This is a genomic window from Rhizobium sp. C4 (assembly GCF_021026315.1).
Classification (GTDB): domain Bacteria; phylum Pseudomonadota; class Alphaproteobacteria; order Rhizobiales; family Rhizobiaceae; genus Ensifer_A.
Genome location: NZ_JAJNCX010000003.1, coordinates 340,973 through 357,552, shown reverse-complemented (window position 1 = coordinate 357,552; position 16,580 = coordinate 340,973). Strand labels below are relative to the sequence as shown.

At 62.0% G+C, this 16,580-nt stretch carries 17 protein-coding genes; 6 read left to right on the top strand and 11 right to left on the bottom strand.

Annotated features, from left to right (window positions below):
- Positions 1-58 precede the first annotated feature (58 nt).
- A complete protein-coding gene (gene glyS, locus LQK84_RS08135; protein WP_230828187.1) occupies positions 59-2,188 on the bottom strand; it encodes a glycine--tRNA ligase subunit beta in 2,130 nt (709 codons plus the stop codon).
- A gap of 227 nt (positions 2,189-2,415) precedes the next feature.
- On the opposite strand from glyS, the gene LQK84_RS08130 reads away from it, so the two are divergent.
- Positions 2,416-3,093 carry a hypothetical protein gene (locus LQK84_RS08130; RefSeq protein WP_230828186.1) on the top strand — a complete coding sequence of 226 codons (678 nt, stop codon included), beginning with the start codon at positions 2,416-2,418 and terminating at the stop codon, positions 3,091-3,093.
- 86 nt (positions 3,094-3,179) lie between these two features.
- Here the strand turns inward: LQK84_RS08130 and LQK84_RS08125 are convergent, their stop codons facing one another.
- From LQK84_RS08125 to LQK84_RS08115, 3 genes are read right to left on the bottom strand one after another with little or no spacing between them, the layout of a single operon-like run.
- Positions 3,180-5,102 (bottom strand): DUF2207 domain-containing protein, encoded by a 1,923-nt coding sequence (locus LQK84_RS08125; protein WP_230828185.1) that lies wholly within the window; start codon positions 5,100-5,102, stop codon positions 3,180-3,182.
- Between the two features lie 20 nt (positions 5,103-5,122).
- Positions 5,123-6,385, bottom strand: coding sequence for a 3-phosphoshikimate 1-carboxyvinyltransferase (locus LQK84_RS08120; protein ID WP_230828184.1), 1,263 nt, complete (start codon positions 6,383-6,385; stop codon positions 5,123-5,125).
- Positions 6,386-6,427: 42 nt separating this feature from the next.
- Positions 6,428-6,976: a LemA family protein gene (locus LQK84_RS08115; RefSeq protein WP_230828183.1), complete on the bottom strand. Its 549-nt coding sequence runs from the start codon at positions 6,974-6,976 to the stop codon at positions 6,428-6,430.
- 178 nt (positions 6,977-7,154) lie between these two features.
- On the opposite strand from LQK84_RS08115, the gene LQK84_RS08110 reads away from it, so the two are divergent.
- Positions 7,155-7,352: a hypothetical protein gene (locus tag LQK84_RS08110; protein WP_230828182.1), complete on the top strand. Its 198-nt coding sequence runs from the start codon at positions 7,155-7,157 to the stop codon at positions 7,350-7,352.
- Here the strand turns inward: LQK84_RS08110 and LQK84_RS08105 are convergent.
- From LQK84_RS08105 to LQK84_RS08095, 3 genes are all read right to left on the bottom strand, one after another.
- On the bottom strand, positions 7,349-7,753 hold the full coding sequence (locus LQK84_RS08105) for a type II toxin-antitoxin system VapC family toxin (RefSeq protein WP_230828181.1): 405 nt from the start codon (positions 7,751-7,753) through the stop codon (positions 7,349-7,351). The genes LQK84_RS08110 and LQK84_RS08105 overlap by 4 nt on opposite strands.
- The gene (locus LQK84_RS08100) at positions 7,750-7,992 is read right to left on the bottom strand and encodes a type II toxin-antitoxin system VapB family antitoxin (protein WP_230828180.1); all 243 of its coding nucleotides are present in this window, start codon (positions 7,990-7,992) and stop codon (positions 7,750-7,752) included. Before LQK84_RS08100 ends, LQK84_RS08105 begins: the two co-directional genes overlap by 4 nt.
- A gap of 76 nt (positions 7,993-8,068) precedes the next feature.
- Positions 8,069-9,001: a glycine--tRNA ligase subunit alpha gene (locus LQK84_RS08095; RefSeq protein ID WP_230828308.1), complete on the bottom strand. Its 933-nt coding sequence runs from the start codon at positions 8,999-9,001 to the stop codon at positions 8,069-8,071.
- Between the two features lie 186 nt (positions 9,002-9,187).
- Here LQK84_RS08095 and LQK84_RS08090 point away from each other — a divergent pair, with 186 nt between their 5' ends.
- Both LQK84_RS08090 and LQK84_RS08085 read left to right on the top strand, forming a co-directional pair.
- Positions 9,188-9,820, top strand: a complete 633-nt coding sequence (locus LQK84_RS08090; protein ID WP_230828179.1) for a hypothetical protein — start codon at positions 9,188-9,190, stop codon at positions 9,818-9,820.
- A gap of 252 nt (positions 9,821-10,072) precedes the next feature.
- Positions 10,073-11,227 carry an MFS transporter gene (locus LQK84_RS08085; protein ID WP_230828307.1) on the top strand — a complete coding sequence of 385 codons (1,155 nt, stop codon included), beginning with the start codon at positions 10,073-10,075 and terminating at the stop codon, positions 11,225-11,227.
- Positions 11,228-11,250: 23 nt separating this feature from the next.
- Here LQK84_RS08085 and LQK84_RS08080 read toward each other — a convergent pair whose 3' ends face one another.
- The 4 genes from LQK84_RS08080 to LQK84_RS08065 form a co-directional block, all read right to left on the bottom strand.
- Complete coding sequence (locus LQK84_RS08080; RefSeq protein WP_230828178.1) at positions 11,251-11,442, bottom strand: hypothetical protein; 192 nt, start codon at positions 11,440-11,442, stop codon at positions 11,251-11,253.
- A 24-nt stretch (positions 11,443-11,466) separates the two neighbouring features.
- A complete protein-coding gene (locus LQK84_RS08075) occupies positions 11,467-12,333 on the bottom strand; it encodes a S49 family peptidase (RefSeq protein WP_230828177.1) in 867 nt (288 codons plus the stop codon).
- A gap of 90 nt (positions 12,334-12,423) precedes the next feature.
- The gene (locus LQK84_RS08070; RefSeq protein WP_230828176.1) at positions 12,424-13,209 is read right to left on the bottom strand and encodes a tRNA1(Val) (adenine(37)-N6)-methyltransferase; all 786 of its coding nucleotides are present in this window, start codon (positions 13,207-13,209) and stop codon (positions 12,424-12,426) included.
- The gene (locus LQK84_RS08065) at positions 13,206-13,439 is read right to left on the bottom strand and encodes a putative signal transducing protein (protein ID WP_230828175.1); all 234 of its coding nucleotides are present in this window, start codon (positions 13,437-13,439) and stop codon (positions 13,206-13,208) included. Before LQK84_RS08065 ends, LQK84_RS08070 begins: the two co-directional genes overlap by 4 nt.
- 104 nt (positions 13,440-13,543) lie before the next feature.
- Between LQK84_RS08065 and LQK84_RS08060 the strand changes: the two genes are divergently transcribed.
- Positions 13,544-14,560: a polyprenyl synthetase family protein gene (locus tag LQK84_RS08060; protein ID WP_230828174.1), complete on the top strand. Its 1,017-nt coding sequence runs from the start codon at positions 13,544-13,546 to the stop codon at positions 14,558-14,560.
- A gap of 162 nt (positions 14,561-14,722) precedes the next feature.
- A complete protein-coding gene (locus LQK84_RS08055; protein ID WP_230828173.1) occupies positions 14,723-16,576 on the top strand; it encodes a tetratricopeptide repeat protein in 1,854 nt (617 codons plus the stop codon).
- The last annotated feature ends 4 nt before the right edge of the window (positions 16,577-16,580 follow it).

Below are 16,580 nucleotides of genomic sequence, written 5' to 3'. Positions count from 1 at the left end.
GCACTTAGCTGAAGCTAAGATGCTGATTTTCCGTCCTCTCCCACAAGGGGAGAGGAGATCACCCCGAAATCTTCGAGAAGTCCGCAACCGTGCCCGTGGCCTCGCGGATCAGCGCCAGAAGCGCAAGCCGGTTGGCGCGGATCGCTGGGTTTTCGTCGTTGACCAGAACGTCGGTGAAGAAACGGTCGACCGGGCCGCGGAGCTTGGAAAGGGCTGCCATGGCGTCGCGGAAGTCCTCGCGCTTGACAGCCTCGTCGGCTTCCTGACGGGCAAGGGCTACGGCCGCATAGAGCGCCTTTTCGGCCTCTTCGGTGAAGATCGCATCGTCCACGGACGTTGCAATTGTCGTGCCCTTCTTCTCTTCGGCGGCGAGCAGCTGCGTGGCGCGCTTGGTGCCGGCGAGCAGGTTCTTGCCGTCTTCCGAGGTGATGAAGGCCGTCAGCGCCTCGGCGCGGCGGGCGACCATCAGCAGATCATCCGCATCCGGCGTCAGCACGGCGTCGATGATGTCGTGACGCGCACCGAGATCGCGGAGATAGACCTTCAGGCGGTCGTGGAAGAAGGAGAGGAGGTCGGTATCCTTGGCGACGGAAAGGAGCTTCAACCGCACGCCCTTCTCCAGCAACACCCGGATCACACCCAACGCTGCACGTCGCAGCGCATAAGGATCCTTCGAGCCCGTCGGCTTTTCGTCAATCGCCCAGAAGCCGACCAGCGTGTCGAGCTTGTCGGCCAGCGCAACGGTCACGGCGACCGGGTTGGTCGGCAGACTGTCGGACGGGCCGAGCGGCTTGTAGTGCTCTTCGATCGCGGCGGCGACGTCGGCGTCTTCGCCCTGCAGGATCGCATATTTGCGGCCCATGAGGCCCTGAAGCTCAGGGAATTCGCCGACGGCTTCGGTGCGCAGGTCGGCTTTCGCCAGCACAACGGCGCGGTCGACCTTGGCGGCATCGGCGCCGGTGATCCTGGCGAGTGCGGCGGCCAGCGCGCGGATGCGCGTGACGCGTTCGCCCTGCGAGCCGAGCTTGGCGTGGAAGGTGACGCCCAGATGGTCGAGCTTGGCCATGCGCTGGTCGAGCGGCTTCTTGAGGTCGAGGCCGAATTTCGCCGCGCTTTCCTTCAGGTCGCCGAGGTCGGGCATGTCCTTCTGGTCGCGCTTGTAGAAATGGGCAGCGTCCGAAAGGCGGGCGCGCACGACCTTGCCATTGCCATGCATGATTTCCTTGCCGCCGTCCTTGGCCTCGATGTTGGAAACGAGGATGAAGCGGTTGGCCAGCCCCTCGCCGCCCCCCTCCTGAGAATGGGCGGGACGGCAGACGAAACACTTCTGGTTCGTCTTGATGGTGAGGCGGATGATTTCGGCGGGGATTTCGAGGAATTCTTCCTCGAACGTGCCCATCAGCACATGCGGATATTCGACAAGGCCGGAGACTTCATCGAGCAGGCCTTCGTCCTCGACCAGTTCGAGCCCCGAGGCGAAGGCGAGGTTCTGCGCGTCCTGCAGGATGATCTGCCTGCGGCGTTCGGCGTCGAGCACGACCTTGGCCTTTTCGAGGCTGGCGGCATAATCGTCGAAGCGCTTGACGGTGATGGCGGCTGGCGCATGGAAGCGGTGGCCATAGGTGACATTGCCGGCGACGATGCCATCGACTTCAAACGGGATGGCGACCGTTTCGTCATGTTCGGGGCCGAACATGCAGACGATGGATTGCAGCGGTCGCACCCAGCGCAGCGCACCGGGCTTGGCGGAAGCCGCACCCGAACGCATGGACTTGGGCCAGGGGAAATTGCGGATGATGCCGGGCATGACATCGGCGATGATCTCTTCCGCCGCGCGGCCGGGCTTCTGGATCACGGCGATGTAGAATTCGCCCTTCTTGGGGTCGGTGACCTTTTCGGCCTGATCGACGGACGTCAGGCCAGCCGAGCGCAGGAAGCCTTCGATGGCTTGTGCCGGCGCATCCGTGCGGGGGCCCTTCTTTTCCTCGCGCGTATCGGCAGAGCGGGCGGTGAGGCCGCGAACGTCGAGCGTCAGGCGGCGCGGCGTCCAGTATTCACGCGCGCCCTCATAGGTCAGACCCGCCTCGACCAGCGCATCGGTCACCAGCTTCTTCAGGTCGCCGGCAGCTTTTCTCTGCATGCGGGCGGGGATTTCCTCAGAGCGAAGTTCAAGCAGAAGGTCCGGCATGGTCTTGGCGCACAATCTTTAAAGGTTGTTTTTCAGTGCGCGGGACTTAGCAAGCCGTGGCCGCCTTGTCATCACCAAAGCGGCCAAAATCGGCAGAGGCCTGCCCGCGAATGGCCCCGAAGATTTCGCTTTCGAACCGCAATTCGGACATGAGCGGATTTCACATTCGGTTTCGTCAGTGCTCAGGAATATAGGTCGCCGCGAACGGTTGGCCGGAAGGAGATCAGATGCACACGAACAAATTTTCCCGCATATCTGCGGTAGCCCTCATCGTCGGCAGCATGGTTGCGGCCCCTGCATTCGCGGCCGGCAACGGCAATGGCGGCGGAAACGGCGATGGCAACAGTGGCGGTAACGCCGGCGGCAACAGCGCCAGCCATTCGGCCAGCGACAATGGCGGTGGCAAGTCCGGCAACTCTGCGACACCGGGCGCCGCGACAACGATGGACAAGACCACGAAACACTCCGACACGGGCTCCGACAAGAGCCATGACATGAGCAAGGACAAGTCCGCGAACAAGAGCGGCGCGTCCGATCTCGGCAAGCTGAACGGATTCCTGCATGCCTCGCCCGAGGCGCTGCAGAAGGCGGCTCCGAATTCGGAAATCGGGCTTGTCACGCATGGCTATGCCGATGCGCTGAACTCCTACCTTGCCGGTGGCGCGAATGCCAAGACGGCGGCCGACGTCCATGCCGCGCTGGAAAAGGCCGCCAACAAGCCGCTTGATGCGACGACGATCGCCGCGGTCGATGCGAAGCTCGCCAAGAACGACCCCGCGCTTGCGAAGGCAATTGCCGCGCATCCGGGTGGTGCCGCTGGTCTGGCGAAGGAAATCGCCGCTGCCGGCCCTGCCAAGAAGGCAACCGGAACCACTGCACCGGCCACGAAGAAGACCGTGCAGTAAAGCAGGCATTATTTTGAATGACCCTTGCCCGCCGCCTTCGACCCCTGGAGCGGCGGGTTTTTCATGTCCGCGTGATGCCTTGGGCTTTACCAGCCACCGCCACCACCGCCGCCTCCCCCGCCGCCCGACGAGCCGCCACCACTGGAGCCGCCGGAGGAACTGGAGGGTGCTGGCGCCGGCAGCGTCGACTGGATGGTGGACGCCATGGAATGCGAGAAGCCGCCGACCGAGCCGGCAAAGCCACCATAATTGGAGCCTGAATACCAGCCGGGGTGATAGTCATCCATCTGGGCCGCAGCCAGCCACTTGTCGAAGGTCTCCGTCCAGGGCTTTTCGACGCCGAGCGCCACGGCATAGGGCAGAAGCTTTTCGAAATGCTGCGGCGACATTTGCGGGGCGCCCGCCATGTTCATCCGGTCCTTTTCGGCCAGCGTCAGATATTGGCGGAGCCCGTCTATGCCATCCATCATCTTGGCGCCAAGCGCCGTCGGTGCGCCCATGATGAAGAAAGCGAGGATGTTGGCAATGATGATGCCGCCGAGGCCGACGATAACGGGGAGTTCGCCATGCGAGAGCAGCTCCTCGAACATCAACGAGACCAGCGAGCCGAGGGCTGTGAAGGCCATGAGGCCAAGGAACCCGAGAACCACGATATAGAAAATCTTGCGCGCCACCGAGACGCCCGGCTGGAAGCCCTTGCCGAGCACGCCGGCAAAGACGCCGAGCACAACGGCAAGAATGAGCGGAACGACAAGCAGGGCGATGTCGTCGGACGAGAACCGACCGAAGGCGATCAGCGCGACGAAGGTGACGACGGAAAGAATGACGCCGAGGATCACATAGCCGACATTGGCATTGTAATATTTGCCGCGATTTTCCTTGGTGATCGCGCCGACAAAGGCAGAACCCGCCGCCTGCACGGCGGTGCCATTGGACTTGTCGAGCCTGAGCGTCCCGCCGGCAGAAACGACGCGCGCCATGATGGCCCCTTCGCCGGGCGGCAGTTTCTCCGGGCCGCCGCTCTTCGTATCCGTGAGGATGATCGACGTCTTCAGGTCTTCAAGCTTCAGCCGGCCGTTGACGGCCAGGTTCAGCGCTGCTGCCGAAAACGCCTTCCAGCCGCCATCGCCGAAACCCTTGTTGTCGATATAGTTGACCAGCGCCGGCGAAATGCCGTCCGGCGCATCCCAGCGCGGCACGATGATGCCGCGCGGCGGATCGCGCCCGACCTTTGCCCACGACCAGCCATACCAGGCCCAGACGAGCACCAGGCCAATGAGCGCAATGAAGGCATTGCGGTGATCCTTGATCCACCACCAGCGTTGCTGGGCTCCAGTCGGCGCATCGATGGCGCCTTTCGGCAGTGTGATCCAGGCGGTCATGCCATCTTTCGGCTTGAGGCTGCGTGTGGCCTGTACATTGACGGTCGGGCCATTGTCGCGGATCGTCGCGTCGCTGCCGGTTGCCCCCGCCTCGCCGGTATAGACCTTGAGGCTTGTCGGCCGCACCCCGTCGGGAAGGTGAATGTCTGCATCGGCGCGCAGGATCGGGAATTTCCAGAAATTGCCGGTGATGTTCCAGGCGAAGAGATCGGCATCCGGCCCGTAGCGGACCTGCCGGTTCGTCTCGTAGACGATTTCATAAACATGTGGACCGGAGCTGACATATGTGTCGGCGTCACCGGCATAAATGCGGATGCCGTTGTCGATATATTCGGTCTTGTAGGGCTCGTCCCGGCCATCGCGGCGCACGGCCTTCAACGAGAAATCCACCTCGCCGATCGCGCCGTCTTCCTTGCGGAAGGTGAGCGGGAAATCGCGGAAGATGCCATGCTTGACGTCATGGCCTTCGGCATTCACCTCAATCCGCTCGGTCACGGTGACGAGGCCGCTTTTGGCCAGCGCCACATCAGCGTGGAAATTGCGGATGACCTCGGCAGCGCTGGCGGGGAGGCATGACAGGATCAAAAATGCTGCGACCGCGCAGATCTTCGCCTTGAACCGTTGCATGCCGTTCCCCCTGTTGCGGACTATCCCGCCTTGCGTTCAAACGTCACGCCGAGCGAGCCGAGCGCGTCCCAATAGTTCGGATAGGTCTTGGCGACGCAGGACGGGTTTTCGATGGCGATGCCGGATGTTTTCAGACCAGCCAGCGCGAAGCTCATGGCGATGCGGTGATCGGCGAAGGTGTCGATCAGCGCCGAAACCGTCTGGCCGGCAAGCGCCGGATCGCCGGTGACGATCAGATCATCGCCCTCCTCGCGGGCAAGGCCGGCGCGGATATTGTTGAGGCCGAGCGAAAGTGCGCGGATGCGGTCGCATTCCTTGACGCGCAGGTTCTCGATGCCGGTGAAGCGCACGGGCGTTTCATTGTACGCCGCGAGCACGGCGAGCGTGGGGATGGCATCCTGCATCTGGCTGCCGTCGATCTCGGCGGGCATGTGAGGGAAAGCGGCGATCATGTCGTAGGAACGGGCATCGGGCTGGGAAAATTCGGTCGCGGCGACGCCGAGGTTGATCTTGCCCCTGGTCAGCACTTCGGCTCCCCAGAGATAGGTGGCAGCCGAAGCGTCAGGCTCGATGAGATAATCGGCAGCGCGGTAGCCGGTCGGCGCGATGACCCAGCGGGCATTGCCCTCCTCGCGCACGTCAGCGCCGAAGGCGGTCATGCAGGCCGTCGTCAAGGTAATATAGCCACGCGCACCGATGGCGGAGCCGGCCAGCTCGACAGTGAAGGGCTCGCGCCCGCAGGCTGCCGCCATCAGCAGCGCCGAGACATATTGCGAGGAGAGTCCTGCATCGATGACGACGCGATTGGCGGTGAAGCCGCCCTTGGCGTCCACCGTAACGGGCGGGCAGCCGGTGGACGCCTCGATCTCAACGCCGAGAGAAGCGAGCGAGGCGACCAGCGGGGCGATGGGGCGCTTGCGCATATGCTCGTCGCCATCGACGACGAAGCGGCCATCGAACATGGCGACCGCAGCGGTGAGAAAGCGCGTGGCCGTGCCGGCATTGCCGAGGAAGAGCGGCTTTTCCGGCGGGTTGAACGTGCCGGAGCTGGTGACGACGAAGGTCGTGGCGTCCGGCTCCTCGACCGTCACGCCCATGGCACGCAGGGCCTCTGCCATATAGAGCGTGTCGTCGCTTTTCAGCGCGCCGGTCAGCCGGCTCGTACCCCTGGCGAGGCCGGCGAGCAGCAGCGCGCGATTGGTGATCGACTTGGAGCCGGGCGGCATCACGCGGCCAGTCAGCGCATGGGCCGGCGGGATGACGGTGAGCGTATCTTTGTTCATGTCTTAAGGGTCTCGGCGGAAGAAAATCTCCCCCGCCCTTTATCAGAACTTGACCTGAGGAACAGCCCTGTCGGCCTCGTTGGTGATTTCGAAATAGGCCATCTTCACAAAACCGAAGGCCTTGGCGACGAAGTTGGACGGAACGCTTTCGACCTTGACGTTCAGCTCGCGGGCCGCACCATTGTAATAGCGGCGCGCCATCTGCACTTCGCCCTCAATGGTTTCGAGCGACTTCTGCAATTCGATGAAGTTCTGGTTGGCCTTGAGGTCCGGATAGGCTTCGGCGAGCGCAATCACCTTGCCCAAAGCCTGGCTCAGCATGCCTTCGGCGACCCCGCGGCCGGCGACATCGCCCTGCGGCACGGCCTGCGCCTTGTTGCGCAGCTCGACCACCTCTTCCAGCGTCGACTTCTCGTGGCTGGCATAGCCCTTCACCGTTTCGATGAGGTTCGGGATCAGGTCGGCGCGGCGCTTCAACTGTACATCGATGCCGGACCACGCTTCCTCAGCCATCTGGCGCGAGCGCACAAGGCCGTTATAGACGATGACCGCATAGGCCGCGATCGCCACGATAATGATCAATGCATACATGGGTTTCCCTCTCCCCGACTGTTGCCGGGAGATTAGCCTTGGCCGGCGGCAAAGTCATCCGGGATTTTAGTGCAGGGTAAACGGCGGGAGGCGCCCTCCCCTGTTACCCAGGGAGCGGCGCGGCGCGGCCAATCGGCGGAAGATCGTCCCCAACGAACACCAGTTCCGGGGAACGATCATGAAAACCGCCATCAGGCTCTGCGCAGCACTCCCGCTCCTCGTCCTCTTCATCGACTATGCCGTCGCGATGCAGAAGGTCGAGCCCGCCGGCACGCGCCGTTGCCTGAGAACGATCGCAAAGCAGACCGATGTTGGGACCTATCCGACGCTGAAGCCGGTCTGGGAGATGGGCGTGAAGTGGGGCGAGCGGGGTTAGACCGTTTCGAGATCTGTTTGCTTGAACTCATCAGCTGTCGCCAATATCGGGACGCGATAATGCCGGGCGCAAGCATAGTGCAAGCAGTCACCCAAATTCAAACCGTAACGCCCCGCGCGATAACGATCCGCAGCAGAGATCGCCAGCTTCGTTGTCTCATATGCGGGTGGCATATCCTTGATCTCGATGCCTCTTTCCAAAAGAAAATCGAGGACGAGGGATTCAACGGTAGACATCGGCAAACCGAACTTGTCGGGCCTTGAAAGCGCGAGCACGACCTCAAGGATGGCAACCGGAGACGTGATCGGAGAGCGAGCCTCCTTCAGAACCTTTGAAATTCGATCTGCTTCGGGCTCATCGGACAAAATCGCGATAATCGCGCAGGCATCGACGAACATCATTCACCCCAGAGGCTATTGAAGGTTTCGCGCGATAGCGGTTGTCTGGCCTGCTCGTTCAACGTTACGCCATATTGCTCTCGCAGGCGCCGCGCAGTTTGCGATGGCGTTTCGTTCGCACTTCGGCGCGCAAGCGCTTCCTTCATTGCGATGACGATCGCATCTGTAATGCTGACACCTTCAACCTGCGCGAATTTCCGCGTCAGTTGATCGGCTTCCGGATTGTTCACATTGATCGCCATGATGCACCATGTAGATGAACCTCACGGCAAATGTAGATCAAGTGCCCGGTTTTTCCAAGCGCGGCGTAGATGTGGCTTACGCCACATCCTTCCAGTTCACGCCACCGGCATCCGTCAGCAGGAATGCCTCGCCGCAGGCCTTGGCCAGCGTGCGGACGCGCAGGATGTAGGACTGCCGTTCGGTGACGGAAATCACGCCGCGGGCGTCGAGCAGGTTGAAGACGTGGGAGGCCTTGATGCATTGGTCATAGGCCGGGAAGACGCATTTGTGGAGGCGCAGGTTATCGTTGTCTCCGGGCGCGCCGGCCGCGAGAAGCGCCTGGCATTCCTTTTCCGCGTCGATGAAATGCCGGTGCAGCATTTCTGTGTCGGCGAATTCGAAGTTATGGCGGGAATATTCCTGCTCGGCCTGAAGGAAGACGTCGCCATAGCTGATCTTCTCGTCGCCTTCGCGGCCGTTGAAGTTCAGGTCGTAGACATTGTCGACGCCCTGCACATACATGGCGAGGCGTTCGAGGCCGTAGGTCAGTTCGCCGGCGACGGGCGCGCATTCGATGCCGCAGACCTGCTGGAAGTAGGTGAACTGCGAGACTTCCATGCCGTCGCACCAGCATTCCCAGCCCAGCCCCCAGGCGCCAAGCGTCGGGCTTTCCCAGTCGTCCTCGACGAAACGGATATCGTGGACCAGCGGATCGAGGCCGATGGCCTCCAGCGAGCCGAGATAAAGCTCCTGCAGGTTCGACGGGTTCGGCTTCAGGATGACCTGATACTGGTAATAGTGCTGAAGACGGTTGGGGTTCTCGCCATAGCGGCCGTCAGACGGGCGGCGCGAGGGCTGCACGTAAGCGGCCTTCCACGGCTTCGGGCCGAGCGCGCGCAGCGTCGTTGCCGGATGGAACGTACCGGCGCCCACTTCCATGTCATAGGGCTGCAGCACGGCGCAGCCCTTGTCGGCCCAATAATTGTGCAGGGTCAGGATCAGCGCCTGGAAAGAGCGCTTCGGGTCCATATGGGGAGCGAGGGTCGTGGTCATGTGATCAGCCGTAAGCCTTGTAAAATCGTGCCTGTCGTTTGGCATATTATTCCCGACAGGGTCAAGCATGTGACCGGGCATGGAGGGTGCACATGAATAAGAGCAGCGTTGCATCCACCATTGGCTGCGATAGACTTGCCCCGATTGTTTACGGAGATCGACATGCGCCGCATTCTGCTTGCTCTTCCTCTTGCCGCCGCTTCTCTTGCATCGGCCCATGCTGCGGGTGACGCCAAGCCGACGGAGGCGCTGACCTGCACCAGCATCGTGAAGGCTGGCGATACGGCGAAGACGATCGAGGCGCGATACAAGGGTGAGACGGCGATCGAAGAAACGGCGGGCGCGGAAGGTGCGACCGCCAAGGCTTTGGCGATCTTCCCCAAGGACCCGGCGCGCAAGCTCTTCGTGTCCTTCTTCGATGACGAGATGACGAAGCTTTCGGCCGTTGGCCCCGCCCCGGGCGCGACGCACTGGACAATTGCAGGCCTGACGCTCGGCTCGACGCTTGCCGATGTCATCAAGGCCAATGGCGGGAAATTCGAGATCAGCGGTTTCGACTGGGACTATGGCGGCTATATCACCGACCTCAAGGGCGGCAAGCTGTCCGCGCTCGATGGCGGCTGTATCGTCACGATCCGCTTCAATCCGCCCGAGGGCAAGGAGGTTCCCGCCGCGCTTTCGGGTGAGAAAAGCATCCCCTCCTCGGACGCCAAGCTTGCCAAACTGAACCCCCATGTCAGCGATATTCAACTGGGCTGGGCCGGAGAAGACGGCAGCAAAGGCTCAGGCGACTGATATCGGCGCAAGACCATTCGAGACAAAAATCGATTAACTCTTTGTCATGATAAGGCCGACGTACCAAATCTGCAGCAAACGTCCTTGCGGATTTGCAAGAGCAAGGCATAGTCAGTGCTCAAAAGGGCACGAGAGCCCGACGATAAACGATCCCGAAGGAAACATCCGTTGAGCGCCGTCACCGAGAGCGCGACGCCGTCGCAAGCGTCCACTGCATCCGCCAGCCTGGCCAAGGCCGCCACAGGCCCTGCCATGGCAATCCTCATCATGATCAGCGTATCCCATATGCTGAACGACCTGATGCAGTCGGTCGTACCCTCTGTCTATCCGATCCTGAAGGACAAGTTCCAGCTTTCCTATTCGGATGTCGGCCTCCTGACCTTTACCTGGCAGCTGACGGCCTCGATCCTGCAGCCGGGCGTCGGCTTTTATACCGACAAGCATCCCAAGCCCTTCAGCCTTGCCTTTGGCATGGGCTGTACGCTGGTCGGCCTCCTGCTGATGGCCTTTGCCACCTCGTTTCACCACCTGCTGATCGGCGTTGCCGCCATCGGGGTCGGTTCATCGATTTTCCACCCGGAATCCTCGCGCGTCGCACGCATGGCGTCCGGCGGGCGGCATGGGTTCGCGCAGTCGCTGTTTCAGGTGGGCGGCAATTTCGGCTCGGCCATCGGACCGCTGTTGGCCATGCTCCTCGTCGTGCCCTACGGCCAGCATGCGATCAGCTATTTCGGCATTTTCGCGCTGGCCGGCATGGCGATCCTGACGCGCGTCGGCTTCTGGTATCGCGAGGAGCGCCGTTCAGCCAAGGGCAAGGCCGCCGTCGCGCATGAATCGCCGGTCAGCCGCAGCGTGCTCATCCGCTCGATCGTTATCCTCTGCGCGCTGATCTTCTCGAAGTTTCTCTATATGGCGAGCCTGTCGAGCTATTACACTTTCTACACGATGAACACGTTCGGCATCTCGACCTCGACCGCGCAGTTGCTGCTCTTCGTCTATCTGGGCTCGGTCGCCGCGGGCACAATTGCCGGCGGCCCAATTGGCGACCGCATCGGCCGCCGCCGGGTCATCTGGTTCTCGATCCTCGGCGTGCTGCCCTTCACGCTGGCCCTGCCCTTTGCGAACCTGACCTGGACCGTCATCCTGACGATCCCGATCGGCTTCATCCTGGCGTCGGCCTTCCCGGCCATCGTCGTCTATGCGCAGGAACTCGTTCCGGGCAAGCCGGGTACGATTGCAGGTCTCTTCTTCGGATTTGCCTTCGGCATGGGCGGTATCGGTGCAGCACTGCTCGGCGTCCTGGCCGACCATACGTCGATCGGCTTCGTCTACGAGGTCTGCTCGATGCTGCCGGCGATCGGATTGCTGGCGATTTTCCTGCCGGATGTGCGGCACAAGGCCGCGTAGGGACAAGGCGGCCTGAAGGCTGCTCAGGTATCGTCCTTCTTGAGGCGATATTCACCCGTCACGGGATCCTTCACGAGGGTCCCGTGCGCGCCGTTTTCGACTTCGCGTCGGCGCGCATTCGCCTGTTCCGACGCCTTGCGGGCCTCGGCGACAAAACGCTTGTAGAAAATGTAAACGCCTGCTGCGATGATCAGCAGGAAGATTGCCTGGGGCATCGTGTCCTCGATAAATCAGGGCTGTTACAGCCCGAACCGACCCCATAATGCCTTGTCTTCCGCCGTCTGCGCAAGGGCTGCAATCGCACCCTCCCCGGCTGCGGCCCCGATATCGCTGCCGACATTGACGCCCGGCACGCGGCGGCCGAAGAGCGAGCGCTGGCCGGAGACGAGTTCGAGCTTCACCTTGTCGCCGAAGTCGCGGCGCAGAACTTCACGCGCATGTCCGAGACCGTCGATGAGGCCGAGTTCCTTCGCCTTGACGCCGGTCCAGAACAATCCGGAGAAGATCGTCAGATCATCAACGAGTTTGGATCCGCGACGCTGTTTCACCATGTCGATGAAGACCTTGTGGATCTCGAGCTGGAGCGTCTTCAGATATTCGATATCGGCTTCCTTTTCCGGCTGGAACGGATCGAGGATCGCCTTGTTTTCACCGGCCGTGTAGACGCGGCGCTCGACGCCGATCTTCTTCAGAAGCTCCGGAAAGCCGAAGCCGCCCGACACGACGCCGATGGAGCCGACGATGGAGGTTTCATCCGCGATGATGACATCGCCGGCGAGCGCGATCATGTAGCCGCCGGAAGCCGCCACATCCTCGGCGAAGACATAGACCTTCTTGTTGTGCTCGGCAGCAAGATCGCGAATGCGGCGATAGATCAGCCGCGACTGCACGGGCGAACCGCCGGGCGAATTCACCACGATGGCGACAGCTGAGGATTTCTTCGAGGCAAAGGCCTTTTCCAGCGCAGGCGCCACGCTTGCGAGATTGAGCGCGGGGCGGAACTGGCTGCCGCCTGCCATGATCGTTCCCTGCAACCGAACCACCGGGATAACCGTCTCCTCCTTGCGGAAACGGGCGGGAAGATAACGGCGGAACAGGTCTTTCATCGAGATGCCTTCAATTGCGTGTGCTGACAGGAGATGTAGGGATCAGCAGCAAAAACGCAATGGAACGAGGCGAAAATCGCCCTGCCGGCCTTATCTGGCGCTGCGCTTGCGTCCAAGGCGGGCATAAGCGGCGCGGCCATTGTTGAGATTATCGACGAAGGAGGAGAAGTGATGCCCCTCCTCATGCATGATGAACGGTGCACGGAAGACAAGCCGGGCGCGGGACCCCTTCACCGCCGACACCAGCATCCGGATCGCCGGCTCCCCGTCCCGCGGGTGGATGAGCGTGACCTGCAGCCCGCCGAAGCGCTGGCCGCAGGCAGCGATCACATCGGCAATCGATTCCGGGCGGGCAATCAACGAGAGTTCGCCGCCCGGTTTCAACATGGCACCGGCGGTTCTGATCCAGCTCTCGAACAGGCCTTCCGTCATCGCATGGGCATCCGCCTTCAGCGCATCGGGCGTGCGACGATCAGCGGCGGCGTTGAACGGCGGGTTCATAATGACGTGGTCGAAGACCTCGTCTTCCAGCCCCGCTGCCACGCGTGCCTTGCCCCGCAAGGTCACATCGGCCTCGATGACGCAAACGCGCGATGCGACATGCGCATTTTCCGCAAGGGCAATCGACTTGCGGGCAAAGGCCGCCATGTCTGGCGAGCGCTCGACAAGCGTCACCTCCGCCTGTTGAAGCCTTGAGGCCACGGCGAGGCCGGCGGCCCCTGCTCCGGCGCCAAGGTCGGCAACCTTCAGTTTTCCGTCGCCCGCGACCATGGCGGCAAGAAGCATGGCGTCCATGCCCGAACGGTGTCCGCCCGTCGCCGGCTGGACGACGTAGAACTTGCCGAAATGGAAGGCATCGATCGTCTCGACGGTCACGTCGGCTTCCTGTCCCTGAGCTCGGCGCCGAGGCCCACGTCTGTGACGATCGAACGGGCTTCCTCGATGCGGTCGCTGTCGACCAGGACGCGGCGGGGAATCGCACCGATGGATCCGTCCAGAATGCTCATCGTCTGGTCGGCAACCATGCAGACAATGCCGGCATCCCGCATCAGGCTTTCCAGAAAGGAGATCAGAACCGGATCATTCGTCCGCACAAGCTCTTCCAAGGTCCTTATTCTCCTTAAAAACTGGTCCGCGAGGCAATTCGCCTCTTGCCGCACCTTTGGCCCCTTCGCTATTGTCGGCTGACATAATAGCAGGAGTGCTTTCGTTGGGCGTCGTCATACCGCTTGAAGAAAACAAAAACAAACAGGCATCGGTCAAGCCACTCGTGGACCTGACCAAGAGCGGCATGCAGCGCGTCAACCAGTTGATCCTGTCGAAGGCCGGCTCGGATGTCGAGATGATACCGGAAGTGGCCAATCACCTCATTTCCTCCGGCGGCAAGCGGCTGCGTCCGATGCTGACGCTGGCTGCGGCAGAACTGTGCGGCTATGTCGGCGAGAACCATATTCGGCTCGCCGCATCCGTGGAGTTCATGCATACCGCCACGCTTCTCCACGACGACGTCGTGGATGAGAGTGCCATGCGGCGGGGCAAGTCGACCGCGCGGATGATCTGGGGCAACCAGGCCAGCGTTCTCGTCGGCGACTTCCTGCTCGGTCAGGCCTTCAAGATGATGGTCGATGCCGGCTCGATGGATGCGCTCGACGTTCTGGCCACGGCAGCCACCGTGATTGCCGAAGGCGAGGTCATGCAGCTTTCGGCCGCCAAGAACATGGAAACGACGGAAGACGACTATCTCGCCGTCATCCGCGCCAAGACGGCGGCCCTCTTTGCCGCCGCCGCCGAAGTCGGCCCGATCGTTGCCGGCGAAAGCAAGGCGATTCGCAATGCGCTCAAATCCTACGGGATGAATCTCGGCCTCGCCTTCCAGCTTGTCGACGACGTGCTCGACTATGGCGGCACGACGGCAGAGCTGGGCAAGAACACCGGCGACGACTTCCGCGAAGGCAAGATCACGCTGCCGGTCATCCTCGCCTATCGCCGGGGTTCGGACGAGGAGCGTGCCTTCTGGAAGCGAGCGATCGAGGAAGGCCAGTCCAGCGACGAGAACCTCGCGATTGCGCTGGGTCTCATCAAGAAATATGGCAGCCTTGCCGACACGATCACCCGCGCCCGCCACTACGGCACGATTGCCCGCGATGCACTGGCCCCCTTGCCGGACACACAGCTCAAGGCCGCGCTGCTGGAAGTCATCGACTTCTGTATCGAGCGGGTGAGCTGAGACACGGCCGCCTCAAAGCCTTGAGTGGCGGAAAGGCGGCCGCTCGCGGGATGGAATTTGTTGCGGCGCTGCTTCAAAAAAGCCATGCTCGGTCCGAATCATAAAGGCGGCGACGCGACCGTCTGATGTCCGCGTCCGTGGACGTTGTTGAAAGGTTTCTTCATGCGGAAATTGTCACTTTCGGCCCTTCTTTGCAGCGCGGCGCTTGCGGCAGTTCTGGCCGGCGCAGGCGGTGCATGGGCCAAGTCGGCGGACACGCCTGCCAAGCCGGAAGTCGAAGTGAAATTCGATCCCGGCTCGGTCGACAGTTTCTCCGGCGCCTATCTCGCGGCCTTTACCGCCGACAGCGATGGCGACCACAAGAACGCGATTGATCTTTACCGCGTCGCGCTCGATTTCGAGCCGAACAATCTGCAGATCCAGGAGCGGTTGATGATCAACCTGTTCCTGAACGGCAATTTCGAAGAGGGCGTCAAGCTCGCCCAGACGCTGAAGAAGGATCCGGCTGTCGAGCGCGTCACGACGCTTTCGCTCGGCATCGACGCGATCCGCCAGAAGCAATATGCCAAGGCGCGCAAGCTCCTCGTCTACAAGGGGCCGAACGATCTCGACCGCATGATGAACACGCTTCTCCTCGCCTGGGCCGATTTCGGCGCAGGCAAGAAGAAGGAGGCGCTGGACACCGTCGTCAATCTGAACGGCCCGGAATGGTTCAAGATCTTCAAGAACTATCATGCCGGCGTCATGTCGGCGCTTGCCGGCGACAAGGACGGCGCGCGGAAGTATCTCTCCGAAGCCATCACCGACAAGGAAGGCGGCGCGGCTGCACAGGACGTCTTCGTGCGTTCCGTGATTGCGCTTGCGGGCTTCGAGGCGCAGGCCGGCGAGAAGCAGAAGGCATTCGATGCACTGGCGTCCGGCGAAGGCCTGACGGGCCGCTATGCGCCATTCCAGACCGTTCGCGCCATGATCGAAAAGGGCGAGCCGATCAAGCCGCAGGTGGCAACGCCGGCTGACGGTGCAGGCGCCGTGCTCTTCTCCGTCGGCAGCGCGCTGAACCAGTCGGTCAGCGGCAATATCGGCATGCGCGACAATGCGCAGGAAATCGTGGCGTTCTATTTGAATGCTGCGCTGGCGCTTTCGCCGGACAGCGCCGATGTCATGATCCTTCTCGGTAATGTGGCCGATGGCGCCGGCAAGCCGGAAAAGGCGATTGAATTCTACCGCAAGGTCGACCGCGCCTCGCCGATGCATCGCGTTTCGGAACTGCAGCTGGGTCTCGATCTCAGCCAGACCGGCAAGTCGGACGAGGCCGAGCAGCATCTCAAGACGCTGATTGCCGAAGATCCGTCCGACTTCCGCTCCTATCTTGCGCTCGGCAGCGTTTATGCCGACAAGGAAAACTATGCCGCCATGGCGTCGACCTATGACGACGCGGTGAAGGCGATCGGCCCCAACCCGACGCGCGGCCAGTGGGCGGTCTTCTACCAGCGCGGCATTGCCTATGAGCGGCTGAAGAAGTGGGCGGATGCTGAGCCGAACTTCAAGAAGGCTCTGGAACTCTTCCCCGACCAGCCGCAGGTGCTCAACTATCTCGGCTATTCCTGGATCGACATGAACCTGAACCTCGACGAGGGCATGGCGATGATCCGGAAGGCTGTCGAGCTTCGCCCTGACGACGGCTACATCGTCGATTCGCTCGGCTGGGCCTATTATCGCACCGGCAAGTATGAAGACGCCGTGCGCGAGCTTCAGCGCGCCGTGCAACTGAAGGAAGGCGACGCCACGATCAACGACCACTACGGCGATGCGCTGTGGCGGGTTGGCCGGAAGCTGGAAGCGACCTTCCAGTGGAACCGTGCGCTGATCGCCAAGCCGGAGCCTGACCTCGAAGCCAAGATCAAGGCCAAGCTGAAGGACGGCCTGCCGGACCTCAACGGCAAGACGCCGGCCGAAGCGGACGCCGAAAAGGCCATGCAGACGCCCGCAGCCGATGCGCCGGGCAAGAAGTCCTGACCGG